The organism is uncultured Lutibacter sp., assembly GCF_947495725.1.
Taxonomy (GTDB): Bacteria; Bacteroidota; Bacteroidia; order Flavobacteriales; family Flavobacteriaceae; genus Lutibacter.
In genome coordinates, this window is sequence record NZ_CANLZZ010000003.1 from 266,841 (window position 1) to 292,762 (window position 25,922).

24 protein-coding genes and 2 tRNA genes are annotated in these 25,922 nt (G+C 27.7%); 18 read left to right on the forward strand and 8 right to left on the reverse strand.

The window, feature by feature from the left end:
* The first annotated feature begins 47 nt into the window (after nt 1–47).
* The gene (locus Q0776_RS08160) at nt 48–1,238 is read left to right on the forward strand and encodes a hypothetical protein (RefSeq protein WP_298366916.1); all 1,191 of its coding nucleotides are present in this window, start codon (nt 48–50) and stop codon (nt 1,236–1,238) included.
* A 15-nt stretch (nt 1,239–1,253) separates the two neighbouring features.
* Here Q0776_RS08160 and ytxJ read toward each other — a convergent pair whose 3' ends face one another.
* Entirely contained in the window at nt 1,254–1,589 is a 336-nt protein-coding gene (ytxJ, locus tag Q0776_RS08165; RefSeq protein ID WP_298366918.1) for a bacillithiol system redox-active protein YtxJ, read from the reverse strand.
* A 129-nt stretch (nt 1,590–1,718) separates the two neighbouring features.
* Here ytxJ and clpB point away from each other — a divergent pair, with 129 nt between their 5' ends.
* From clpB to Q0776_RS08205, 8 genes are all read left to right on the forward strand, one after another.
* Nucleotides 1,719–4,307 (forward strand): ATP-dependent chaperone ClpB, encoded by a 2,589-nt coding sequence (clpB, locus tag Q0776_RS08170; RefSeq protein WP_298366920.1) that lies wholly within the window; start codon nt 1,719–1,721, stop codon nt 4,305–4,307.
* An 81-nt stretch (nt 4,308–4,388) separates the two neighbouring features.
* Entirely contained in the window at nt 4,389–4,886 is a 498-nt protein-coding gene (locus Q0776_RS08175) for a histidine phosphatase family protein (protein WP_298366922.1), read from the forward strand.
* Nucleotides 4,887–4,998: 112 nt separating this feature from the next.
* Entirely contained in the window at nt 4,999–5,427 is a 429-nt protein-coding gene (locus Q0776_RS08180) for an Hsp20/alpha crystallin family protein (protein ID WP_298366923.1), read from the forward strand.
* 89 nt (nt 5,428–5,516) lie between these two features.
* Nucleotides 5,517–5,975, forward strand: coding sequence for an SsrA-binding protein SmpB (gene smpB / locus Q0776_RS08185; RefSeq protein ID WP_298366925.1), 459 nt, complete (start codon nt 5,517–5,519; stop codon nt 5,973–5,975).
* 6 nt (nt 5,976–5,981) lie between these two features.
* Entirely contained in the window at nt 5,982–6,890 is a 909-nt protein-coding gene (locus Q0776_RS08190; protein WP_298366926.1) for a geranylgeranylglycerol-phosphate geranylgeranyltransferase, read from the forward strand.
* Nucleotides 6,891–7,472, forward strand: a complete 582-nt coding sequence (locus Q0776_RS08195) for a Maf family nucleotide pyrophosphatase (RefSeq protein ID WP_298366928.1) — start codon at nt 6,891–6,893, stop codon at nt 7,470–7,472.
* 54 nt (nt 7,473–7,526) lie between these two features.
* Entirely contained in the window at nt 7,527–8,480 is a 954-nt protein-coding gene (locus tag Q0776_RS08200) for a transketolase C-terminal domain-containing protein (RefSeq protein WP_298366930.1), read from the forward strand.
* A 50-nt stretch (nt 8,481–8,530) separates the two neighbouring features.
* Nucleotides 8,531–9,142: a porin family protein gene (locus tag Q0776_RS08205; protein ID WP_298366932.1), complete on the forward strand. Its 612-nt coding sequence runs from the start codon at nt 8,531–8,533 to the stop codon at nt 9,140–9,142.
* 203 nt (nt 9,143–9,345) lie between these two features.
* Here Q0776_RS08205 and Q0776_RS08210 read toward each other — a convergent pair whose 3' ends face one another.
* Nucleotides 9,346–10,137: an FKBP-type peptidyl-prolyl cis-trans isomerase gene (locus tag Q0776_RS08210; protein ID WP_298366936.1), complete on the reverse strand. Its 792-nt coding sequence runs from the start codon at nt 10,135–10,137 to the stop codon at nt 9,346–9,348.
* Nucleotides 10,138–10,224: 87 nt separating this feature from the next.
* Here Q0776_RS08210 and Q0776_RS08215 point away from each other — a divergent pair, with 87 nt between their 5' ends.
* Genes Q0776_RS08215 through Q0776_RS08230 form a run of 4 tightly spaced genes read left to right on the forward strand, consistent with a single transcriptional unit; the run spans nt 10,225 to nt 12,462 of the window.
* On the forward strand, nt 10,225–10,596 hold the full coding sequence (locus tag Q0776_RS08215; protein WP_298366939.1) for an RNA-binding S4 domain-containing protein: 372 nt from the start codon (nt 10,225–10,227) through the stop codon (nt 10,594–10,596).
* Nucleotides 10,583–11,371: an SDR family oxidoreductase gene (locus Q0776_RS08220; RefSeq protein ID WP_366139056.1), complete on the forward strand. Its 789-nt coding sequence runs from the start codon at nt 10,583–10,585 to the stop codon at nt 11,369–11,371. Before Q0776_RS08215 ends, Q0776_RS08220 begins: the two co-directional genes overlap by 14 nt.
* 3 nt (nt 11,372–11,374) lie before the next feature.
* Nucleotides 11,375–11,959 (forward strand): SAM-dependent methyltransferase, encoded by a 585-nt coding sequence (locus Q0776_RS08225; protein WP_298366941.1) that lies wholly within the window; start codon nt 11,375–11,377, stop codon nt 11,957–11,959.
* A gap of 5 nt (nt 11,960–11,964) precedes the next feature.
* Nucleotides 11,965–12,462 (forward strand): phosphoribosyltransferase family protein, encoded by a 498-nt coding sequence (locus tag Q0776_RS08230; protein WP_298366944.1) that lies wholly within the window; start codon nt 11,965–11,967, stop codon nt 12,460–12,462.
* On the opposite strand, the gene Q0776_RS08235 is transcribed toward Q0776_RS08230, so the two are convergent.
* A complete protein-coding gene (locus Q0776_RS08235) occupies nt 12,454–12,963 on the reverse strand; it encodes a shikimate kinase (protein ID WP_298366947.1) in 510 nt (169 codons plus the stop codon). The two genes, Q0776_RS08230 and Q0776_RS08235, sit on opposite strands and share 9 nt — an antisense overlap.
* Nucleotides 12,964–13,079: 116 nt before the next feature.
* Between Q0776_RS08235 and Q0776_RS08240 the strand changes: the two genes are divergently transcribed.
* The 5 genes from Q0776_RS08240 to Q0776_RS08260 all read left to right on the forward strand — a co-directional run bounded on the left by Q0776_RS08240 (nt 13,080) and on the right by Q0776_RS08260 (nt 16,356).
* Nucleotides 13,080–13,152: transfer RNA gene (locus Q0776_RS08240), tRNA-Lys, on the forward strand.
* Nucleotides 13,153–13,200: 48 nt separating this feature from the next.
* Nucleotides 13,201–13,284 (forward strand) — tRNA-Leu (locus Q0776_RS08245).
* A gap of 264 nt (nt 13,285–13,548) precedes the next feature.
* Nucleotides 13,549–14,253: a hypothetical protein gene (locus tag Q0776_RS08250; protein WP_298366949.1), complete on the forward strand. Its 705-nt coding sequence runs from the start codon at nt 13,549–13,551 to the stop codon at nt 14,251–14,253.
* A 111-nt stretch (nt 14,254–14,364) separates the two neighbouring features.
* The gene (locus tag Q0776_RS08255) at nt 14,365–15,183 is read left to right on the forward strand and encodes a carboxypeptidase-like regulatory domain-containing protein (protein ID WP_298366951.1); all 819 of its coding nucleotides are present in this window, start codon (nt 14,365–14,367) and stop codon (nt 15,181–15,183) included.
* Nucleotides 15,184–15,243: 60 nt separating this feature from the next.
* Nucleotides 15,244–16,356 (forward strand): hypothetical protein, encoded by a 1,113-nt coding sequence (locus Q0776_RS08260; RefSeq protein ID WP_298366955.1) that lies wholly within the window; start codon nt 15,244–15,246, stop codon nt 16,354–16,356.
* A gap of 52 nt (nt 16,357–16,408) precedes the next feature.
* Here Q0776_RS08260 and Q0776_RS08265 read toward each other — a convergent pair whose 3' ends face one another.
* The 5 genes from Q0776_RS08265 to fabG form a co-directional block, all read right to left on the reverse strand.
* The gene (locus Q0776_RS08265; protein ID WP_298366957.1) at nt 16,409–17,239 is read right to left on the reverse strand and encodes a prohibitin family protein; all 831 of its coding nucleotides are present in this window, start codon (nt 17,237–17,239) and stop codon (nt 16,409–16,411) included.
* Nucleotides 17,240–17,338: 99 nt separating this feature from the next.
* Entirely contained in the window at nt 17,339–18,463 is a 1,125-nt protein-coding gene (locus Q0776_RS08270; protein ID WP_298366959.1) for an efflux RND transporter periplasmic adaptor subunit, read from the reverse strand.
* Nucleotides 18,464–18,465: 2 nt separating this feature from the next.
* Complete coding sequence (locus Q0776_RS08275; protein ID WP_298366961.1) at nt 18,466–22,794, reverse strand: CusA/CzcA family heavy metal efflux RND transporter; 4,329 nt, start codon at nt 22,792–22,794, stop codon at nt 18,466–18,468.
* A 223-nt stretch (nt 22,795–23,017) separates the two neighbouring features.
* Nucleotides 23,018–25,039, reverse strand: coding sequence for a VWA domain-containing protein (locus Q0776_RS08280; protein ID WP_298366964.1), 2,022 nt, complete (start codon nt 25,037–25,039; stop codon nt 23,018–23,020).
* 42 nt (nt 25,040–25,081) lie between these two features.
* Complete coding sequence (gene fabG / locus Q0776_RS08285; protein WP_298366966.1) at nt 25,082–25,828, reverse strand: 3-oxoacyl-[acyl-carrier-protein] reductase; 747 nt, start codon at nt 25,826–25,828, stop codon at nt 25,082–25,084.
* Between the last annotated feature and the right edge of the window lie 94 nt (nt 25,829–25,922).

Sequence of the window (25,922 nt, forward strand, 5' to 3'; positions counted from 1 at the left end):
GCATCAAAATTGAAAACCACATTAAACAACCCAAAAATTCTTGTATTATGAAACTAAAATTACCTTTATTTTTATTTGCTATAGCTATAATTTTTAGTTGTAGCAGCGTAAAAAAAACACAAGAAGCAATTAACTTTGGAAATTATGATGAGGCCATTAATATTGCACTTAAAAATTTAAGAACTAATAAGACAAAAAAAAGTAACCAACCATACATTAAAATGCTAGAAACAGCTTTTAAAAAGGTTACTGAAAGGGATTTGAATAAAATTGATTTTCTAAAAAAGGATGGAAACCCAGCCAACTTAGAAGGTGTATATAATATGTTTGTTAATTTAGAAAATAGACAACAACAAATTATTCCTTTACTTCCTTTATATAATATTAGTACTGGAAAAGAAGCTCAATTTAGAATTCGCAACTATAATAATGATATTTTAAACGCTAAAAATGACTTAGCTAATTACCTATATACAAAAGCTAAAAGTGTTCTAGAAAACTCAAAAAATAAATTCGATTTTAGAAATGCTTTTGAAGATTTAAATTATTTAAATGATCTAAATCCTGAATATATGGATGTTGCAAAACTAATGGACGAAGCGCATTTTAAAGGAACTGATTTTGTTTATGTAACTATGTTAAATAAATCTCGAAAAGTTATTCCGATGAGATTAGAAAAAGATTTATTAGATTTTGACACTTATAAATTAAATAATTTCTGGACAGTTTATCATAATAATCGTCAAGGAAATATAAATTATAACTACCAGTTAGAAATTTTGTTAAGAGAATTAAATATTTCACCTGAAAGTATAAAAGAAAAAGAATCTCTTTTGGAAAAAAAAGTAAAAGATGGCTGGGAATACAAAAAAAATTCTGATGGTGAAATATTAAAAGACAGTATTGGGAAAAAAATAAAAATTGATATTTACAAGCGTGTAAAATGTAAAATTAATGAGGTTTACCAAACAAAGTCAACTCAGGTTATTGGACAAGTAAAATATTACAATCTAAATACAAATCAATTGTTAAAATCATTTCCTTTAACTAGTGAATTTGTTTTTGAAAATATTTACGCAACATATATTGGCGATAAAAGAGCTTTATCAAAACAACAAAAAGCATACGTTGGAAATACATTTATTAAGTTTCCAACAAATGAACAAATGATTTATGATAGTGGTGAAAATTTAAAGTCCAAAATAAAGACAATAATTTCGAAATATAAATTTCAATAAAAAACAAAAGCAATTTTAACTAATTGCTTTTTTTATATCTTCTATTGAAATATAACTATGTGACTCACTGTATACCACTTCCTTATTTTTTAATACAATTACTTGAGGTGACTGATGTTGAACATCAAAAGTATTAGCTATTTCATTTGAAATTTCTCTAAATTTCAACAAATCTAAATAAAATGGTGTCAATTTGTCTTCTGAAATATCAAAACTTCGTTCAAAATTATTCAATGCAAATCTGCTAATTCCGCATCGTGTACTGTGCTTAAAAATAAGCACTGCTTTACTTTCTGAAACATTAACTAGTTTTTCTAGCTTATTTACATCTTCTAATAAATTCCAATTCATACTTTAAAATTTAGACAAAATGTCCGTTAAACCCTTATAAAACAAGACATATTGACTGTTTTAACTGTTATTTATCAAATGGAATACCTTTTGACTGCTCAAAGATATAAATGAAAAAATAAAAACGTTATGAACTTTAATAATTTAACAATAAAATCGCAAGAAGCTATTCAACAAGGGCAGCAAATTGCACAAAGTTTAGAACATCAACAAATTGAAAATTCTCATATTTTAAAAGGAATTTTTGAAGTTGATGAAAATGTAACTCCTTTTATATTTAAAAAATTAGGAGTTAATTTAGATTTAGTAAAAACTCTGATAGATAAAACTTTACAAAGTTATGCAAAAGTGTCTGGAGGAGATAGTATGCTTTCAAGAAATGCATCAAAAATGTTAAATACGGCAAATTCTGAAGCAAAAAAAATGAACGATGAATTTGTTTCAATTGAGCACTTATTATTGGCTTTACTAAAAACAAAAGATACTACCTCTCAAATACTAAAAGATCAAGGAATTACTGAAAAAGATTTACAAGCAGCCATTTCTGAATTAAGAAAAGGAAGCAAAGTAACATCTCAAAGTGCCGAAGAAACATATAATTCGCTAAATAAATATGCGCGCAATTTAAATCAATTGGCAAAAGAAGGAAAACTAGATCCTGTAATTGGTAGAGATGAAGAAATTAGAAGAATTCTTCAAATTTTATCACGTAGAACAAAAAACAACCCAATGTTAGTTGGTGAACCTGGAACGGGTAAAACAGCTATTGCTGAAGGTTTGGCACATAGAATTATAAAAGGTGATATTCCCGAAAATTTAAAGGACAAACAAATTTACTCTTTAGATATGGGTGCCTTAATTGCTGGAGCAAAATACAAAGGTGAATTTGAAGAGCGTTTAAAATCTGTTGTAAAAGAAGTAACTTCTGCTAATGGGGAAATAGTTTTATTTATTGACGAAATACATACCTTAGTTGGTGCTGGTGGTGGACAAGGAGCTATGGATGCTGCAAATATTTTAAAACCTGCATTGGCTCGAGGAGAACTTAGAGCAATTGGCGCAACTACTTTAGATGAGTATCAAAAATATTTCGAAAAAGATAAAGCACTTGAGCGAAGATTTCAAAAAGTAATTGTAGACGAACCAGATACTGAAAGCGCTATTTCAATTTTACGTGGTATTAAAGAGAAATATGAAAATCATCATAAAGTTCAAATTAAAGATGATGCCATTATAGCTGCTGTAGAATTATCTCAACGCTATATTTCTAATCGTTTTTTACCAGATAAAGCTATAGATTTAATGGATGAAGCTGCTGCAAAATTACGTATGGAAATTAATTCTAAACCTGAAGAGTTAGATGTTTTGGACAGAAAAATAATGCAGTTAGAAATTGAAATTGAAGCAATTAAACGTGAAAAAGACGAAAAAAAATTAGCATCTCTTAAAAAAGAAGTCGCTAATTTAAAAGAAGATAGAAATGAAATAAATGCAAAATGGGTTAGTGAAAAAGAATTGGTTGAAGCTGTTCAGGAAAGCAAAGAAGCCATTGAAAACTATAAGTTAGAAGCTGATAGAGCTGAACGAGAAGGTGATTATGGAAAGGTTGCAGAATTACGCTATGGAAAAATAAAAGAAGAGCAAGAACACTTAGAAGAACTTCAAAAAGAAATTGCAATAGATCAGGATGGCGCTTTAATTAAAGAAGAAGTAACACGAGATGATATTGCTGAAGTTGTGGCTAAATGGACTGGAATTCCTGTTACCAAAATGCTACAAAGTGATCGTGAAAAACTGTTGCATTTAGAAGTTGAGCTTCATAATAGAGTTGTTGGACAAGAAGAAGCTATTGTTGCTGTTGCAGACGCTGTTCGTCGTTCACGAGCAGGATTACAAGATGATAAAAAACCTTTGGGTTCCTTTTTATTCCTTGGAACAACAGGTGTAGGTAAAACTGAACTTGCCAAAGCATTGGCAGAGTATTTATTTGATGATGAAAACTCAATGACTAGAATTGATATGAGTGAATATCAAGAACGCCACGCTGTTAGTCGTTTAGTTGGTGCGCCTCCAGGTTATGTTGGTTATGAAGAAGGTGGACAATTAACTGAAGCGGTTAGACGTAAACCTTATTCTGTAATTCTTTTAGATGAAATAGAGAAAGCGCATCCAGATACTTTTAACATTTTGCTACAAGTATTAGATGAAGGTAGATTGACCGATAATAAAGGTCGAGTAGCCGATTTTAGAAATACTATAATTATCATGACTTCTAATATGGGAGCTCATATAATACAAGAAAGGTTTGAAAAAATGGATATGGCTAAACGCGACCAAGTAACAGAATCTACAAAACTTGAAGTGGTTGATTTACTAAGACAAACTATTAGACCCGAATTTTTAAATCGTATTGACGAGATTATAATGTTTACACCATTAAATAAAATTGAAATTGAACAAATTGTTCGCTTACAATTAAATGGTTTAATTAAAATGTTGAAATCAAAAGATATTAAAATTGAATATACCGAAGATTTAGTTGAAACATTAGCCGAAAAAGGATTTGACCCTCAATTTGGAGCTAGACCCGTAAAACGTGTTATTCAAAAAGAAGTGTTGAATGAACTTTCAAAAGAAATTTTATCCGGTAAAGTTACAGCAAGTAGCTATATTCTACTAGATGCGTTTGATGACAAAATTGTTTTTAGAAACAAATAATAATTAACATAAAATTACTGAGGCCGTTTATTTAATATTAAACGGCCTTTTTTGTATATCTTAGATTTTTAAAATTTTTTTATGAAAAATATAGCTTTCTTTTTGTTTATAGCCTTGTATTCTTTAAATATTCAGTCTCAAAATTCCGACATAACAACTTATTATTTTATTCGACATGCTGAAAAAGTAACAAAAGATAAAACTAATAATAATCCCGAATTATCTAAAAAAGGTAATAAAAGAGCTAAAGAATGGAGTGAAATATTTGAAAATATAAAATTTGATGCTATTTATTCAACAAACTATTTTAGAACCTTACAAACAGCCCAACCAACCGCACGTAAAAACAATTTAGAAATTCAATTTTACAATCCAAGAGAATTAGTAAGTCCAGATTTTCAAGTTAAAACTAAAGGAAAAACCATTTTAGTTGTTGGACATAGCAATACAACTCCCGCTATTGTAAATAAGATTCTAAATAATAATAAGTATAGTACTATAAAAGAGAATGTTTATGGTAATTTATACATAGTAACTCTTACCAAAACTGATAAAATTGACATACTTTTAAAAATTTAAAACGACTTTTTTTCATAACAATATGAAACATTGTCATATTTTTAAAAACGGCACTTAAATTGCTTATTACTAGGTGAGTAAAAATATTTGTTTAACCTTAAAATTTAAAAATATGTTAGTAAAAACAAATGGTATTCCTGTAATACCAACGTCGTTTAATGATTTTTTTAGAGATTTATCGTTGCCTAATTTATCACAAAATAACACTACATTACCAGCTGTTAATATTTCAGAAAATGATGACGAATTTAAAGTTAAAGTTGCCGTTCCAGGTATGGATAAAAAAGATTTTAATATTAATTTAGATAATAACATTTTAACAATCCAATCTGAAAAAGAAACGGAAAATGAAGAAAATGAATTAAATTATAGCCATAAAGAATATAGCTATTCTTCATTTAAAAGAACATTTACTTTACCTAAAAATGTGGTAGATAACGATAAAATTATGGCAACATATAAAAATGGTGAATTGGAAATTATAATTCCAAAATTGGAAACTGCAAAACCAAAACCAGTTAAATTAATAGAAGTTCTTTAAAGAAATATTAACTTCAAAAAATATAGCGCAGCTGATTTTCAACTGCGCTATTTATTTATCATTAAATTTATATTTACATTTGTACTTGTATGCAGAAAAAAATTAACATAAAAAATAAAAAAGCTCGTTTTGAATACGAGATTTTAGATAAATATATTGCTGGAATACAGTTAACTGGAACAGAAATTAAATCTATTCGAGAAAGTAAAGCTCGAATAACTGAAAGTTTTTGTGAGTTTAACGAAAAAGGTGAACTTTTTGCAATTAATATGTTTATTGAAGAATATTTATATGGACATTCTTTTAATCATAAACCCAAAAGTGAACGTAAACTTTTATTAAATAAAGGTGAATTAAAAAAATTACAAAAAGAAGTTCAAAATGTTGGGTTAACAATTGTACCTCTTAGATTATTTTTAACAGAAAAAGGCTGGGCTAAATTAGAAATTGCACTTTGTAGGGGTAAGAAAAATTATGACAAACGTGAGGTAATGAAAGAAAGAGACACCAAACGTGATTTAGATAGACTTAAGAAAGCTTTCAATTAAAGATTAATGAAAAGTGCGGTATATTTTAAATTAATTCGTTGGAAAAATCTATTAATTATTGCTTTCACTTTTTATATTTTGCGTTTCCATTTTTTTAATTATTTAAAAATTGAGCTGAATTTAACCTTACCTCAATTTTTTCAATTACTACTTTCAGTTATTTTTATAACCGCTGCAGGTTATATTATTAATGACATTTATGATATTGAAACAGATAAAATTAATAAACCAAATAAACTATTAGTTTCAAAAAAAATATCTAAAGAAACAGCAAAACGATGGTATTTATTTACAAACACTATTGGACTAATTTTGGGAATTTCTCTTTGTTTAAACACCTCCAATCCATCACTTTCTTTACTTTTTATAACAACATCTCTTCTACTCTATTATTATAGTAAAAAATTAAAATCAGTTGCTTTATTAGGCAATTTAATAGTGTCATTATTAGTTACACTAAGTTTTATTCTTTTATTCTTTTTTGAAATTAATTTAAATATTAAAAACGAATCAAATGAACTTGTTATTATTGTATTTACCTTACTTGCATTATTTTCTTTTTTTCTAAATTTAATACGAGAATTAGTTAAAGATATTGAAGATGTAGACGGTGATTATAATGTTAACCTTAAAACATTACCTATATTATTTGGAAGAAATAGAATTAAAAAAGCAGCATCATATTTATGCTTATTACCTTTACTTCTATTATTTATTGTTATTTGGAAATTCGCTGATATTTACCAAATAACTAGTTTGTATTTGCTACTGTTTGTTTTAATACCATTAGTATATGTATCTATTAAATTAAGATCAATTTCCACTAAAAAAGCATTTCATAATATAAGTTCTATTCTAAAAATAATAATGTTTTTGGGAATTACCTCAATATTCATATTCACAAAATTTCAATAAATGTTATCTCAAAAATTAAAAGATAAAAATATTATTCTAGCTTCTGGATCACCAAGAAGACAAGAACTTTTTAAAGAGTTAGATATAAAATTCTCTATAAAAGTAAAACAAATTGATGAAGTTTATGATTCTACTTTAAAAGCAGAACAAATCACTAATTATTTAGCATTAAAAAAGGCAGAAGCATTTGAAAGTGAATTACTTGAAAACGATTTGGTAATTACCTCCGACACCATTGTTTGGCATAACAGTAAACCTTTAGAGAAACCAAAAAACGAACAAGAAGCCATTATAATGCTTCAAAGTTTATCTGGCACATCGCATACTGTAATTACTTCGGTATGCTTTAAATCGAAAAAAAAGCAAAAAGTTTTTTACGACAGTACTCAAGTCTTTTTTAAAAAATTAACCCATAATGAAATAACATATTATGTTAAAAAATACAAACCTTTTGATAAAGCTGGAGCATATGGAATTCAAGAATGGATAGGTTTTATAGGGGTTACAAAGCTTATTGGAAGCTATTTTAACGTAATGGGATTTCCTGTTCATAAAGTTTACGAAGAATTATTGAAATTTTAGTTTCATTACACATAATATCATTATTTTTGACAGATTTTTATTAATAATTATAACATGAAGAAATACACTTTTACCGAAAAGAAAGATACAAGATCGGGATTTGGAGCTGGATTAGCAGAATTAGGAAGAAAGAATCCAAATGTGGTTGCATTATGTGCCGATTTGATTGGTTCTTTAAAAATGGAGAAATTTATAGAAGAAAACCCAGATCGTTTTTTTCAAATTGGTATTGCAGAGGCTAATATGATTGGTATTGCAGCTGGATTAACAATTGGAGGTAAAATACCTTTTACTGGAACATTTGCAAACTTTTCTACGGGTAGAGTTTATGACCAAATTCGTCAATCTGTAGCATATTCAGATAAAAATGTAAAAATTTGTGCTTCACACGCTGGTTTAACTTTAGGTGAAGATGGAGCAACTCACCAAATATTAGAAGATATTGGTTTAATGAAAATGCTTCCAGGAATGACCGTAATTAACACTTGTGATTACAACCAAACCAAAGCTGCTACCATTGCAATTGCAGATTACGATGGTCCGGTTTATTTACGTTTTGGTCGTCCTGTAGTTCCTGTTTTTACACCAGAGAATGAAGAATTTATTGTTGGAAAAGCAATAAACCTTACAGAAGGAAATGACGTAACTATAGTTGCAACTGGACACTTAGTTTGGGAGGCATTACAAGCTGCCGAGCAATTAGAAGCTAAAGGTATTAGTGCTGAAGTTATTAATATTCATACTATTAAACCTTTGGATGAAGAAGCAATTTTAAAATCTGTTGCAAAAACCGGTTGTATTGTTACAGCTGAAGAACATAATGTAATTGGTGGCTTAGGAGAAAGTGTATCGCGAGTTTTAGTTCAAAATAATTTAGTTCCTCAAGAGTTTGTAGCTGTAAACGATAGCTTTGGAGAATCTGGTACTCCGGCTCAACTAATGGAAAAATACAAATTGAATGACAAAGCAATTATAAATGCTGTGGAAAAAGTTATAGCAAGAAAATAATTAAATTCTTTTTTCGTTATTATTAAATCTAACTACTAAATTAATATTTTATGAAAAAAAGAATAGTATTATTTTCAATTGCTTTTATAGCTTCATTTTTGGTGATGAATGCCCAAAATGGTTTTGGTATAAAGGCTGGTTTAAGTTATAATTCAAATGGAGATTTAAAAGAATTTACCACAGATGTAGACAATATTTACAAAGGTCAATCAAAATCAGGATTTAATGTTGGGTTATTTGGAAAAATAAACCTTGGTGCTATTTATATACGTCCAGAATTGGTTTACACAAAAACAACAAGCGAGTATGAAATTAATTCTCAGGCTGAGGATTTTGAAATGTCGAAAATAGATGTTCCTGTATTAGTTGGTTTAAAATTAATAGGACCTATTAATGTATTTGCCGGTCCTGCTTTTCAATATATTTTAGATAATGATTTAAATGGATTGGATTTTGAAAAAGTAGAAAATGAATTTTCTTTAGGTATAAATATTGGCGCTTCTGTTGAGTTTGGAAGAATCGGAATTGATGTTAGATACGAAAGAGGTTTAAGTGAAAATGAAGCCTCTTGGTCTAAAGCGGGTGAGGAATTTACTTTAGATTCAAGACCTGAACAAATTATTTTTAGTTTATCATATAGTTTAACTAAAAAGAAAGAATAAAAGCTACAATACGTTTTAAATATAAAAACCTCTCAATAATTGAGAGGTTTTTATATTTAAAGCAATAAACAGACTTAATTATATGTATAAAAGATATTTTAAACAAAACTAAAAGCTTAAAAAATAATCCTAACAATTAGTTTATATAAAAAAAATCTCCACTCAAAAAAGCGGAGATTTTTTAAAACTATTTTCTATGTATTTTAATTATTAGGATCTAAATATTTTCCATCCTCTAATTCGTCTTTAGTCAAAATTCCATCTCCATCATCATCAGCATCCAAATAATTTGGAATTAAATCACCGTCAGTATCATCGTTTCTAACATCTCCATCATTATCAATATCTTCATCAATTGATAAAATTCCATCGGTATCGTGATCAGTTTGTTTAACTGCCTTTAAATCAATTTCAAAAATTAAAGGAGAATTCTCTGGAATTAAAGTTTGTGTAATATTCCCATAAGCCAGACCTGAAGGTATAAACAAAATTCCTTTTCCCGAATTTTCATAATAAAAGGATTCGTCATCATTCAGTTTTAATTCACCACCTTTAAAATGCTCAAATCCATAAGACCAACCATCAATTACACTTGTAAGAGGCAACCATACAATATTAGATGCAGAATCAAATACCACACTATCTAATTTCATACCAGTATAAGTTACAAGTACTGAATCTGCTCTTGTTGGAAAAATATCACCGCTTCCTTCAAATTGTTTTAAATAATATAAGGTATAATTAATATCGTTTTTTTCAATAGTTTGAGATTTTAATCTAACATCATCCATTAATGAAGATTCACCATTTTCTATAGTCCATAAACCTCCATCCTCTTCATTTAAATAATGTGTTTGCAAATAGCTTATTAAAGCATCATTATCTATAACTGCTTGTGCTTCTGCATCAAAATTATCATTTTCATCATCATCTTTATTACAAGAAAAAATAGCTAATCCAATTACAAATAAAACTATAAAATATTTAATCTTCATTTATATTAATTTTAAGCACGCAAGATACTATTTTCATATCTTTGGCGAAAGAGAAAATTTAAAATTTAACTTTATTATAGTATTTATATGAGAATTGATAAATTTTTATGGTGTATTCGATTTTACAAAACAAGAAGTATTGCAACTGAAGCTTGTAAAAAAGGACATGTAAAAATTAATGATTCCAATACGAAACCTTCAAAATTAGTATTTAGCGGTGAAATAATTTCAATTCGAAAAAATCAAATTAATTATAAAATTAAAGTTTTGGATATTCCCGCAAATCGTGTAGGTGCAAAATTGGTTGATTTATATAGAAAAGATATAACACCTTCTGAAGAATTTGAAAAACTTGATTTGTTAAAATATTCGAAAGATTATTATAGAAAAAAAGGAACAGGAAGACCTACTAAAAAAGACCGAAGAGACATAGAAGATTATCAAGATGATGAAAATTGATTTATTAAATAAAAAAGCACTTGTTGGAGGAAGTACCCAAGGCTTGGGAAAAGCAATAGCAGTTCAACTGGCCAAATGCGGTGCTAACATTACTTTAATGGCTCGTAATGAAGAAAAATTAATAAATGTTTTAAAGGAATTAGATACTACTTACAATCAAAATCATCAATATTTGGTCGTTGATTTTTATAATTTCGAATCTTACAAAGCAATTTTAACTAGTTTTTTTAATAACAATAGTGTTGACATTTTAGTAAATAACACAAATGGACCAGAAAGCGGAACAGCGTTACAAAAAAACACCGAAGATTTTCAAAAAGCATTTGACTTATTATTTAAAACAACTCAATTAACAACTTCTTTAGCCTTAAAAGCAATGGAGTCAAAAGGTTTTGGAAGAATTATAAACGCAACATCAATAAGTGTTAAAGAACCCATAAACAACTTAGTTTTATCCAATTCAATAAGAGCAGCAGTAACAACCTGGGCTAAAACATTAGCTACCACTATTGCTAATAAAGGAATTACTGTAAATAATATTTTAACTGGAATATTTGATACTGAAAGAATTACACAATTAAATAAATTACAGGCAAAGACTAGAAGTATTGCTATTGAACAAGTACTCGAAGAATTAGAAAACTCTATTCCAATGAAAAGAATTGGCAAACCTAAAGAATTTGCCTATTTGGTAACATTTTTAGCTTCGGAATATGCTTCATATATTACAGGTACAAATATTGTTATCGATGGTGGATTAATTAAATCTCTTTAATTAATGAATAAATTTGATAAATCTTATTGGGAAGAAAAATACAAAAAAAACAAAACTGGCTGGGATATTGGCTATATCTCCACTCCTATTAAAACATATATAGATCAACTTAAAAATAAAAATGTTTCTATTTTAATTCCTGGTGCAGGTAATAGTTACGAAGCCGAATATTTACATTTAAATGGTTTTAGCAAAACTTCAGTTATAGATATTGCCAAACAACCTTTATTAAATTTACACACAAGATTTCCTGATTTTCCAGAAGAAAATTTAATTCATTCAAACTTTTTTAATCACCAAAACAAGTATGATTTAATTATTGAACAAACTTTTTTTTGTGCATTACACCCTTCTCAAAGAGAAGATTATGTAAATAAAATGTATAATTTATTAAATGAAGGTGGAAAATTAGTTGGCTTGTTTTTTGATTTTAAACTAACCAAAGAAGGACCTCCTTTTGGTGGAAACATCATTGAATATATTCAATTGTTTTATGCTAAGTTTGAAATTAAAGTATTAGAAAGGTGCTATAATTCTATAAAACCTAGAGATGGAAGAGAATTGTTTTTTATATTTACAAAAAAATAAATTTAATGGATAGTTCAATTATTTTAACAAACGAGCAAATAGAAAATAAAACTCGAAGAATTGCTTATCAAATTTATGAAACCAATTCTAGTGAAAAAGAAATAGTAATTGCAGGTATTAATGGTAATGGTTATGTTTTTGCTGAAAAAATTGTAAAACTTTTAAATGATATTTCGGACTTAAAAGTAACTTTATGTGAAGTTAAGATTGATAAGAAAAACCCATTAAGTAAAATAACTACAGATATTGATAAAAGTACTTATACAAATAAATCTTTAGTATTGGTAGATGATGTTTTAAGCTCAGGAACTACATTAATGTACGGGATTAAACATTTTCTTGAGGTTCCATTAAAACGATTTAAAACTGCAGTACTTATAAATAGAAATCATAAAAAATATCCGGTAAAAGCAGATTTTAAAGGAATTTCTCTATCTACATCAATGCGAGAGCATATCAATGTAATTTTTGAAAAAGAAAACTCCTATGCTTTATTAGAGTAAACTTTGTAATTCTTTTACAATCTCTAAAATAGATTTATCATTTACAGAAATACTTTTATGTGCTTTATTATAAAAAGCAGAACGCTCAAATAAGTGCTTACCAATATATTCGAGCAAATTTTCAATACCAATTGTAGCAACAAGCGGTCGCTTTGATGTTTCACTTTTTATTCGATTAAAAATAGTTTGAACAGATGCATTTAAATAAAACGATTTGGATTTTTCTAAAACTATATCCATATTATTTCCATAACATGGAGTTCCACCACCTAGCGAAATAATACAGTTTTCTTCTAAATTTAATAACTCTTTTAAATATTCGCTTTCTTTTTTTCTAAAATAAATTTCTCCTTTATCTGAAAATATTTGGCTAATTGTTAATTTTTCAGATTCTTCAATGTATTCATCTAAGTCAAAAAATTGCATTTTTAACCTCTGAGCCAGTATTTTGCCTACCGCAGATTTTCCTGATGCCATATATCCTAAAAGTACAATTTTCATAAAAATTCTTTATTAAATTTTAAGAATACAAATATCAACTAAAAAAGTACAAAAAAAAACTTGCATAATAAACAATTGATAGTATATTTGCACTCGCATTTGCGAATGACAAATACGACCTGGTAGCTCAGTTGGTAGAGCACCTCCCTTTTAAGGAGGTGGTCCTGGGTTCGAGCCCCAGCCAGGTCACAAAAAGTTAAGTGAAAACTTAACTTTTTTTATACCCTAAACTCAAATGCACATATGGCGGAATTGGTAGACGCGTCAGCTTGAGGGGCTGGTGAACAATAGTTCGTGTAGGTTCGAATCCTATTATGTGCACACTTTACATTTCAAACAAGTATTTAGTATATAAAATTCCTTTAAAATTTAGATATTTATATTGTTAAGTTTATTAATAACATATAATAAAAACTTATTTGATAATTTAATAAAAATAGGAAATGTATGTTCTAATAATAGAGATCAAATTAACTAAGAACATAAAAACAGTATTTCACTAAAATTAATAAACCTTTCTTTTGTTTGTATTTTAAAATTATCGTATTTTTACCGCTTATGTAATACCCAAATCTATAAAAGAACATGAAAAAAATATTAGTTTCTATGGTGGTTTTAAGTACTTTGTTATGGTCTTGCGGAGGATCAGGTGGAGATACCCCAGATCCAGATCCAGACCCAATAAACAAAGCTCCCTCAACACCTAGTTTGGTATACCCATCTGCAAATTTACTTTGTATAGATAATTCTATTGAATTTAAATGGAATGCTTCAACAGATCCAGATGGAGACAATATTTCTTATGTAATTCAAATTGCAAAAGATAATGCTTTTACAAACATTGTTGAAACCGTTACAAATTCTTCAACTACAAGAACTATTTCTTTAGAAAAAGGTGTTGCATATTATTGGAGAGTTAATGCAAAAGATAGTAAAAATAATTATAGTGCATATACTTCGGCAAATTCATTTTATACAGAAGGTATTGGAGTTTCAAATTACGTTCCTTTTTCTCCTTCTATTGTATCCCCAAGTTTAAATGCTGTAGTTACAGAATCTACTGCCACTTTAGAATGGGATGCTTCTGATGTAGATGATGATCCATTAACCTATGATGTGTATTTTGGCACTGATAACCCTCCAACTTCTAAAAAAGCTACAGATCAATCTGGAAAAACTTATACTACTGCTAGTTTAAATAGTTCTACCGACTATTATTGGAAAGTAGTTGTAAAAGATGGCAATGGTGGAGAAGCCATTGGTCAAGTATGGAATTTTAAGACAGATTAAAAAATATCATATTTTATGAAAAAAGTAGAGCTGTCATTTTAACTAAAAGACAGCTTTATTTTTTTGTAATAATTTAACAAAAATATTCATCATTAATAACTATAATTGTAAATGAAAAAAAAGTTATTTCTACCTATAATATTATTTATTACAACACTTGTTTTTTCACAAGAACCAATTGAAAAAGATTCAATAATAAATAATGCTTTAACTACATCATTAAAAGGACAAGTAGTAAACCAACTTGATAAAACTCCCTTAAAAGGTGCTCATTTATTTAATTTAAACTCCGTATTTGGAACAATTACAGATGAAACTGGTAAGTTCGATATTGCCACAGCTGTTAATGACACCATTTATATATCTTATTTAGGATATCAATCCATAAAGTTAAAAATTACCAATGATTTACTAAAAGGAAATGAACTTGTTATAGAGTTATATGAAAAAACAGAACAAATTGAAGAAGTTGTTTTAAAATCTCATAAATTAATTGGAGTTTTAGAAATTGATTCAAAAAATGTACCTAAAGATAAGTTTTCACGTATTCATATTAATGGACTGCCTCAAACTTATGAAGTTGGTGTTAGGCAACGTCGTGAATTTAATTCGCCCGTAGATGCTCTATTTAGACCTATTGATTTTGTTTATAATATGTTTGGTAAAAATCCGAAACAATTAAAAAAGCTAAAAAAAATGCGTGATAATGATGAATTACGTCAGCTTTTGGAGGCAAAATTTAACCGAGAGTTAATGATGGAATACTTGGAAATGGACGCTAATGAATTAAATGAATTATTAAATGAATGTAATTATTCTGATTACTTTATTAAACAAGCCAGTGATCTTCAATTAATTGAAGCTGTTTTGCTTTGCTATGAAAATTATAAGGCAATTAAAAAAGGAAGCACTATTAAAGACAAAAATTAAACATATTATATTACAATATAATTTAAAGCCAACTATTGTTGGCTTTTTTTAACTACTATTATGGAATATAAAGAAATAGATTCGAACATTGATTTATTAAAAGTTCTTGAATTTGAAAATGAATTAACCTATTATGCCTTTCAAAATATAGATTTTAGTAATATTTTAAATGTATCCACAAACATATCATTTTACAATTGCATATTTTTAGGTTGTACCATTCCAGATCATATAAACACTAAAGTTTCTAAAGATTGTCTTATTTTTCCACAAATTAAAGCTCCTTTTAATCCTTTTATAAACTCATTATATACTAAAGAAATACTTTATAATAATTATAAAGTTGGAGTTCCAAAAAGTTACGAACTTACCCTTGACAAAGTAGTTTATAATCATTTTATTAAACACGGAAAAGAAGCTAAGGATATTAAAGAAACTTTAACTAGACGTTTGCACGATCATTCTATAACAAACGCATTAAACGATTTTATTTCAAACTATGAAAAACGTAAAATAGTTGCAATTATGGGTGGCCACAGTCTTTCTAGAAACGATAAAAATTATTTATCTGTTGCCCGGATTAGTAAAAAACTTACAGAGTTAGGTTATTTAATGATTTCTGGTGGTGGTCCTGGAGCTATGGAAGCAACCCATGTTGGAGCTTGGTTTGGAGGAAAAAATGATTCGGTATTAGTTGATGCAATTGAAATATTAGCAAAAGCACCTTTATATAATCATGAGCTTTGGTTAGATCAGGCATTTAAAGTATTAGAAAAATATCCTAGTACTAATTATAAAAGTTTAGGTATTCCAACTTGGTTATACGGCCACGAACCTCCTACTCCATTTGCTACAAATATTGCTAAGTATTTTGCCAATAGTGTACGTGAAGAAGGCTTATTAGCTATAGCTAAAGGAGGTGTTATCTTTTCTCCTGGAAGCGCAGGTACAATTCAAGAAATATTTCAAGATGCTACACAAAACCATTATTTAAGCTACGGTTTTGCAAGCCCAATGGTATTTTTAAATAAAGATTATTGGACTGTAAATAGACCTATATATCCACTTCTTTTAAGTCTTACTGAAGAAGAAAAATATAAAAATATGATTCTCTCTATTTATGATACCGAAGATGATGTAATTGCTGAGATAGAAAAATTTCCAAAAGCATAAAACAAAAAAGGCAACCAAATTGGTTGCCTTTTTTTATATAAAATTCTATTTTTTATTGATTTCCTAATATTATTGGTAAACCATCTTTACCACTTCCAATAACTATTATTTTACTATTTGGTGAATTAGACAACTGCATTGTTGCTTCAATTCCTTTATCTTGTAAAATTTTATCAGTTAATGAAGCACTTAATATTTTATTGGCATCAGCTTTACCCTTTGCTTCAATAATTTGCTTTTCAGCTTCTTTAGCCGCTGTAACTAATCTAAATTCATATTCTAATGATTCTTGCTCTTGTTTTAATTTACGTTCAATAGCGTCTTTAATTGTTGCAGGTAAGGTTACATCTCTTACCAATACTTCATTTAGCTCAATATATTGACCGTCTAATATCTTTTTAGCTTCATCAAAAATTTCACTTTGAATTACATCTCTTTTACTTGCATATAATTGTTCTGGTGTATAACGACCAACAACACTACGAGCAGCAGAACGAAGTGTAGGTTTAATTACTCTTTCTAAGTAATTTTCACCTTTTTCTTGATGCAATCTACCCAAATCTTCTGGTCTAGGCATATACCATGACGATGTTTCCAATATAATATCCAAACCATTAGATGAAAGTACTTTCATTTTCTCAAATAATTCTTGTTGACGTACTTCATAAACCACAACATCATTCCAAGGAGCAACAATATGAAACCCTTCTCCTAAAGGTGGTTTGTCGGTCACTACCCCTCCATCAAATCGTTTCCATAATACTCCTGCTTCACCAGCATCAATATTAACCGCTGACTTTGATATAAATATAATTGCAATAATCCCAATAAAAATTAGAGGCATTAATGTTTTTGGTAATTGTAATTGTCCGTTACTGGCCATAATTTAATTTAGTTTTAATTTATTCAAAAATACAAAACAGTTTTCATTAAAAATCTTTTTTGACTTATTTATTACTTTTAAGTATAATTTTACTTTCTTTTAAGGTATAAAAACACCATTTAATAATATTTGCTTATCTCTTAACTGTAAATTATTTTCTAGTATTTCAACAAAATCTTCATTTTTTACACCAATAGAAACAACCGTTTTTTCGAATAAATAGGTATCCGGATTTTCTTTATTTAAAACCATAATATAGGCTTTTCCATTATCTTCAATAACTGCAGAAGCCGGTAATGCCATTTTTTTAAGTAATCCTGTCACTATTTCTCCTTCCATATACATTCCAACAATAAAAGACTTACTTTCTTTTAAATGAACGTGAACTTTAACAGATCTACTTTCTTTAGAAATAGTATTAGCTATTAAATCAACTTCTCCATTATATATTTTCGAAGAATTTTCGGGTGATTTAAAATTAACTTGTTGTCCTTTTTTTAAACTCATTACATCTTTTTCAAATACAATTAATTCTAGATGTTTTTTCTGGTCATCAATAATTTCTAAAAGCACTTCAGAAGTATTCATATATTTACCTACACTTGTATTAACCATAGATACAATTCCTGAAATTGGTGCGTAAACAGGTATAATTGATGTGATTTTACCTAATTTAACATTTGAAGTATTGATGTTCATTAAACCTAATTTTTCTTCTAAACCATTACATATTGCTTTAGATTTTTTTAAATTAACTTCTGCTTTTAAATAATTTTTATGAGATGTAATTTTTTCTTTAAATAACGTTTTTTGTCGTTCAAATTCACTTTCTAAATAGTTTAATTCTTCAACAATTTCTAGATATTGTTGCTGAATCTCAATAAATTCTGGGTTTTGAATAGTTAACAGCAATTGTCCTTTTTTTACCTTATCACCTACTAATAAATTTGCTTTTTTAACAAAACCACCCATTATGGTGCTTACGCTTGCTTTATTTGCTGGAGGAACATTAATATAACCATTGGTTTTTATAGATGCTTTAAATAGTTTTGGTTCTATAATTCCTGTTGACATATTGGAATTTATAAATTGCGATTTAGTAATTTCAACTAGATTATCATTTTCAACTATATTGTTTTCTGAATTGTTCTTTTCTGAAGAATTATCGCAAGCAATTAGTGTTAATAAAATTATATATATAATTTTTATCAGGTGTTTTTTCATTTTTATAAGTTTAAATAATTAATTTCTAAAACAAGTTGATTGTATTTATTTAAATTGTCTAAATATTCAATTTTTAATTGATAAACCATTTCAAGACTTTGTATGTATTGAAAGAAATCAATTTCACCATTTTTATAGCTACCATTTGCTGTTTTTAATATTTCTTTTGCTAAACTTTCCCCACTCTTTTCAAAATATGTTAATTGAAGTTCAATTTTTTCCAATTCCTGATTTAGAACCTTATATTTTGATTTAAGTTTAAGATTATTTTCAAAAATTAAATCATCAGCAATATCTTGTTCAATTTTAGCTACCGATATTTTTGAAGTTTTGTTTGCCAAAAAAATGGGCAATGCTATTCCAGCTTGGAAACTATTAACTGTGTTATTTGCATCTTTAATTTTACTAGAAAAATAGTTAAATTGTAAATCGGGTAATAATTGTTGTGTTAGCATTTTTTTTTGAAACGTAACTTTTTCTTTATTTCTTTGAAAATACTGAGTAATTGTATGATTTAATATATCAATTTTTTGAAGATTTATTTTTTTTAAATCAATTGGATTAATTTCAAAATTATCCTTTATTTGAACTAATAATTTTAATTCTTCAAAGGCAATTAACCTATCTTTTTTTAACGATTCCAATTCAACAGAATACAATTTATATTTAGATTGAGATGTTATTTTTTCTAAGTAATTAGACTCACCTAATTCAAATTTTCGATTTGCAGCATTTGAAAAATTACTATACAAGCTATCTATATACATCAATTCTTCTAATTTTTCATCTATATACACAAGTTTATAGTATGCTTGAGAAACTTTCTTTATTAACTCATTTTCAGTAGTTTTACTTTTTATTTCTTGAAGTTCTAAATTAATTTTAGCTATATTTTTTTTACTAAAATAAACCGTTGGAAATTCAATTGTTTGTTCCACTCCAAAGGTTTCAAACGGAATTCCATTTTCATTTAAATTAGTACGATCTTTTAAATAATAGAGTGTTGTTTTTTCTAAATCAAAGGCTCCTTTCAAATTCTTTTTACTCTGTAAAACTTTTTGTTTTTGAATGTTCAAATGTTTGTTATTTTTAATTGCTAGGTTTTGCAAATCATTTAAAGAAAAAAACTTACTTTGAGAAAAACTCAAAAATGGAACAATAAGAAACACCAAAAATGGTAATGTTTTTTTATTTATTATTCGATTTATTTTAAAATCTTTATTCTCAAAAATAGCATATAACACAGGTAAAACAACCAGTGTTAATAACGTTGCTGTTACTAATCCTCCAATAACTACGGTGGCTAAAGGTCTTTGAACTTCTGCTCCTGCATTTGTTGAAACTGCCATTGGTAAAAAACCTAATGCCGCCGCCGCAGCAGTTAAAACTACTGGACGTAAACGTTCTTTTGTTCCTTTTAATATTCTTTCATTTACATTATATATACCTTGTTCTTTTAAAGATTTTAAATGTTCAATTAAAACTATTCCATTTAAAACAGCAATACCAAAAAGCGCAATAAATCCAACACCTGCAGAAATGCTAAATGGCAAACCTCTTAACCATAAAAATAAAACCCCACCTACTGCAGATAATGGAATTGCTGAAAAAATCATTAAAGCATCTTTAATAGAATTAAATGCAAAATGAAGTAAAATAAATATTAAAATTAGGGCTATTGGAACAACTATTTTTAAACGATTTTTTGCACTATTTAAGTTTTTGAATTGTCCTCCATAAGAGATAAAATAACCTATTGGTAATTTAACATTAGCATCAATAATACTTTTTATATCTTTTACTACAGTTTCCATGTCTCTATTTCTAACATTTACACCAATTACAATACGCCTTTTTGTATCATCTCTTGAAATTTTTGCAGGACCTTTTGTATAATTTATTTCCGCTACCTCGTTTAATGGTATTTTTATTCCCATTGGAGTATCAATATATAAGTTTCGAAGATTATCAATATTTTTTCTAAAATCTGAGTGTAATCTTACAACTAAATCAAATTTTCGTTCCCCTTCAAAAACACTTCCTAAAGTATTTCCTGCAAAAGCCATTGATACCATATGATTTAATTCTTTGATATTTAAGCCATACCTTGCCACTTTGCTTCTGTTATAGATTACCGACATTTGAGGTAAGCCTTCAATTTTTTCAACAATTATATCAGATGCTCCTTCAACATTTAAAATTTTTCTTTTTATTTCATCTGCCTTGCTGGCTAAAATGTTTAAATCATCTCCAAATATTTTTATGGCTACATCTGCCCTTACCCCTGTAATTAGTTCGTTAAAGCGCATTTCTATGGGTTGTGTAAATTCAAAATCAATTCCAGGTATAATGGACAATTTATCTTTAAACTTATCAGCTAACTCGTCTTTTGAACTTGCAGAAACCCATTCACCCTTTGGTTTCAGTTTAATAATAACATCACTTTCTTCCATAGACATAGGATCTGTAGGAACTTCTGCGGCTCCTATTCTTGATACAACTTGATCTACTTCAGGAAAATTATCTAATAGTATTTGTTCAATTTTAGTGGTTATTTGGGTTGTTTTTGAAAGCGATGTTCCAGTTTTTAAAACAGGCTGAATAACAAAATCTCCTTCATCTAATGTTGGAATAAACTCGCCTCCCATATTTCCAAATATTAATCCCGTAATTATTAATAAAACCACTGATGCGATTACAACAAGTTTTTTACTTTTTAATGCAAATTTTATTACGGGTTCGTATAAAGTATAAAAGAAACTTATTATTTTTTTTGAAACATTATTTTCTGAAACCTTTTCTGGCTTTAGAAACATAGATGAAATTACTGGTACATAGGTAAAACAAAAAAACATAGCACCAATTAGTGCAAAACTAAATGCCATTGCCATTGGTTTAAACATTTTTCCTTCAACACCACTTAAAGATAAAATAGGAATAAATACAATTAAAATAATCAATTGTCCAAAAATTGCCGATGTCATCATTTTAGAACTACTTTTGTAAGTAATTTCATCAATAGAATTTTGTCTATCTCTTTTAGATAGTGTTATTAATTCCGTTCTTTTTGATGTGATTTTAAAGGCTATAAATTCAACAATTATAACTGCTCCGTCTATAATTATACCAAAATCAATTGCTCCTAAACTCATTAGGTTTGCGTCGATTCCAAAAATATACATTAGCGATAACGTAAATAATAATGATAATGGAATTACAGATGCAACTACTAAACCAGATCTAAAACTTCCTAATAGTAGAATTACAACAAAAATGACAATAATAATCCCTAAAATTAAGTTTTCGGCAATTGTAAAGGTTGTTTTTCCAATTAATTCACTTCGTTCTAAAAATCCATTTATATATACTCCTTCTGGTAAAGTTTTTTGAATTTCAGAAACTCGCTCTTTTACAGCTTTAATTACTTTATTAGAGTCGCCATCTTTTAACATCATAATTTGGCCAAGTACTTTTTCTCCTTCACCATTTCCCGTAATTGCACCAAAACGAGTAGCAAAACCAAAGTTTACTTCAGCAACATTTTTAATTAATATTGGAACTCCTTCTACATTTTTAATTACTATGTTTTCAATATCTTCTAAAGATTTAATTAAGCCTTCTCCTCTAACAAAATAACTTTCATTATTTTTTTCAATATATCCACCTCCAGCAACACTATTGTTAAATTCTACGGCATCTAAAATTTCTGATGCCGTTATATTCATCGACTTTATTTTTTCGGGATTTATGGCAATTTCATATTGTTTTAAAAATCCTCCCCAAGTATTAACTTCCACCACTCCTGGTATACCAGACAACTGACGTTTAACAACCCAATCTTGAATTGTTCGCAGTTCCATTGACGAATATCTATCTTTATAGCCTGGTTTTGTATCAATAATATATTGATAAATTTCTCCTAACCCTGTTGTTATTGGCCCCATTTCTGGTGTTCCAAATCCTTCTGGTATTTTTTCTGCGGCTGTCTTAATTTTTTCAGCAATTAATTGTCTGGGTAAATAGGTTCCCATTCTATCTTCAAAAACAATGGTAACAACAGAAAGACCAAATTTTGAAACCGATCGAATTTCTTCAACTCCGGGTAAATTAGACATTTCCAATTCTACAGGATAAGTTATAAATTGTTCAATATCTTGTGTCGATAAATTGCGTGATGTTGTAATTACTTGTACTTGGTTATTTGTAATATCTGGTACTGCCCCAATAGGAATTTGTGTAAGTGAAAACAATCCAAATCCTACTATAGTAGCAGTAATTAAAAGTACTATTAGTTTATTATTAATACTTAGCTTAATAATTTGTTGCAACATAAATTAATTATTTAAAATTGTATATTGTTAAAAACCAAAAACTTGATTTTCAAAATTACCTATATAATAATTTAACTATGTAACTTTTGTAGAGGTAGAAAAAGGTTTTTTATTAATAAATTAGTTGGTGGCTTTGAAAAACAAAAAATAATAATTTATTCAAATAACAAATGTATGTTATCAATATTATTAATAATTATTAAAACAAATAATTTTACAATTATTAAATTTTACCAAAATATTTTCTAATAAACCACTCAATACTAAGTATTAAAACAACAATACCTAAAAGCCATTTCCAATCTATTAATGGAGATTCAATAACTTTTGAACTTTGAACACTTTTAAAACGAGGGTCGCTTTGTAATAATGTAATTAAATTTTCTGAGTTTTGTTCATAAAAAACTTCTCCATTAGTTTTTGTTGCTAACTTTTTTAATGATAAATCGTTCGCGTTTTTAAACTGTTGTTCTATTTCAAATTGAAGAACTTTAAAACTACCAGAAGATTTTGATGCTTGGTTATCAACTGTAACAGTATAATAATATTCACCTGCCGGGATATTTGAAAACTCAGCTTTGTATTGATTGTTACTTAAAGAAAAAGGTATTTTTTTAATATAATTATTCTCCTTACTGGAAATGGAAACCCACAATTTAGATTTTGTATTAAACTGATAGTTTTCATCTAAATAACTAGCCGAAAAATTCACCATTTCATTTGCGTAAAATAGATTATTTACCGTTACACTTAAACGCTCATTTCTTAAATTAGATGATAAATATTGTATTACATTAGAAATAAATCCATCAAATACTTCAAACGAATTATTTTTTACAAAACTACGCATTCTCCATCTCCAAATATTCTCTCCAAATAAAAAAGCACCACGTTGATTATCATTTTGAAAAGTTCCCAACATAGTTTCCTCAGTAGTAATTGGTCCTATTTTTTGAAATAATAATGTATTAATTGGTATTGAAAAATTTACTGTTCCAAAAACATCTTCTATTGGAGGAAAATTTAAAAAATCAATATCTTCAACTAAAAATGAAGGGAAATTTGAATTATAAACAGGACGATAATTTTCAAATTGTGAAGTATTACTTTTCTTAAAATTTTGTTGAATGCTATTTAAAAAATTCCAATCAGTACTTAAACCTGTTATAACAAAATAGTTCAAGTTTTTATCCGAAATATTGCGCATTACGCTTTTAAATAAACTAGTAGGCTGATAAAGTATTACCAATTGATAATCAGATACATTACCTTTAAAGTTGTTTATATTCTCAATAAATACTGAACGCTGTTTGTTGCTTTCAATTGCTTTTTTTAACATTCCTAAATCGGGATGAATTATTGAGGTTAACACTAATATTTTTGATGTTTCTTCTATAACATTTACACTAAAATTCTTTTTGTTATTTAAGGTATTTAATTCATCCTCTAAATTTTCAATACTTGCTGTAAAATACTGTATTCCTTTTTCCTTTGGAGACAAGAAAAAGGATTCAATTTTTACATTGTCATCCTTAGAAAAAATAAGGTTTTTTGAAAAAACTTTATTGTTTTTATTATAAACACTAAATTGTTTAGTTATCCGCTTATTTCCCGTATAATTTATAAAAACTTCAACAGGTAATTTATTATTTATGTACGTGTATTTATTTACATTAAGTTGCCCTATAAAAACATCCTCAAACTGAGTTGTATCACCAATAATTAAAGGAAAAACTGGGCTTTTGGAGGTATTAAATTCCACATTATTACCAATGGTTTGATTTCCATCTGTTACAATAATAATAGGATTGTTAGATTTCTTATAAAGCTTTGAAAACTCTTGAATGGGGGCCGAAATATTTGTTTGATTTTCATTAAATTTTAATGAATCTAACGGAGATACATTATTTCCAAAAGAAAAATATTCAACTTTATATTTATCATTTAAAAGTTTATCATTCTTAAGTTTTTCAACAAAATTTAAAACACTTTTATCTCCTGAACTATATTTAATTGATTTCGAATTATCAACAGCTACAATTAAATTAGGTTTTACATTTTCAATTTCAGTTTTATTAATTGAAGGATTTATTAAAAGTAAAAGAATTGTAAAAACACTTAAAAAACGTAAAAAAGAAAGCCAATATTTCAATTGGCTTTTCTCTTTGTTTTTATATAAATATTGAAAAAAAGCAACGATTAAAGCCAACAGAACAGCTAAAACAATAAACATAGTTTTAATCATTTAAATTACCATTAGGCTTAATTACTTTTTTTAGTTTTACTTTTATGTTAACATACCTCCATCAACACTAATTGTTTGTCCTGTAACATAAGCACTCATTTCTGAAGCTAAAAATACACAGGCATTTGCAACATCTTCAGGTGTTCCTCCTCGTTTTAAAGGAATAGAACTTCTCCATTCTTTTACTGTGTCTTCAGGTAGCTTTGCAGTCATTTCAGTTTCAATAAAACCAGGTGCAATAACATTACACCTTATATTTCTAGAGCCTAATTCTAATGCAACAGATTTTGAAAACCCTAATATACCTGCTTTAGAGGCGGCATAATTTGATTGTCCTGCATTTCCCTTTAAACCTACAACAGAGCTCATATTTATAATAGAACCCGAACGCTGTTTCATCATTGGTCTTATTACCGCTTTTGTTAAATTAAAAACAGATTTTAAATTAACATCCATAACGGTATCAAAATCATCTTCTGAAATTCTCATTAACAAATTATCTTTAGTAATTCCAGCATTGTTAATTAAAACGTCAATTGTACCAAATTCTTTCAAAACATTAGCTGCCAATTCTTGAGCTGCATCAAATATTGCAGCATTTGATTGATATCCTTTTGCTTTTACACCATATGATTTCAATTCTTTTTCTAATTCGTTGGCTGCTTCAACTGATGAGCTGTATGTAAATGCAACATTTGCTCCATGTTTTGCAAAAACCTGAGCAATTCCTTTTCCTATTCCTCTAGTTGCTCCAGTAATTAAAGCTGTTTTATTTTCTAAAAGTTTCATACTTTTTAATATAATTTAAAATTTAAATTTTTAATAAATCAAATATACACATTTGAACTAAAAAAGCCTCCAATAAGGAAGCTTTTGTAAATTT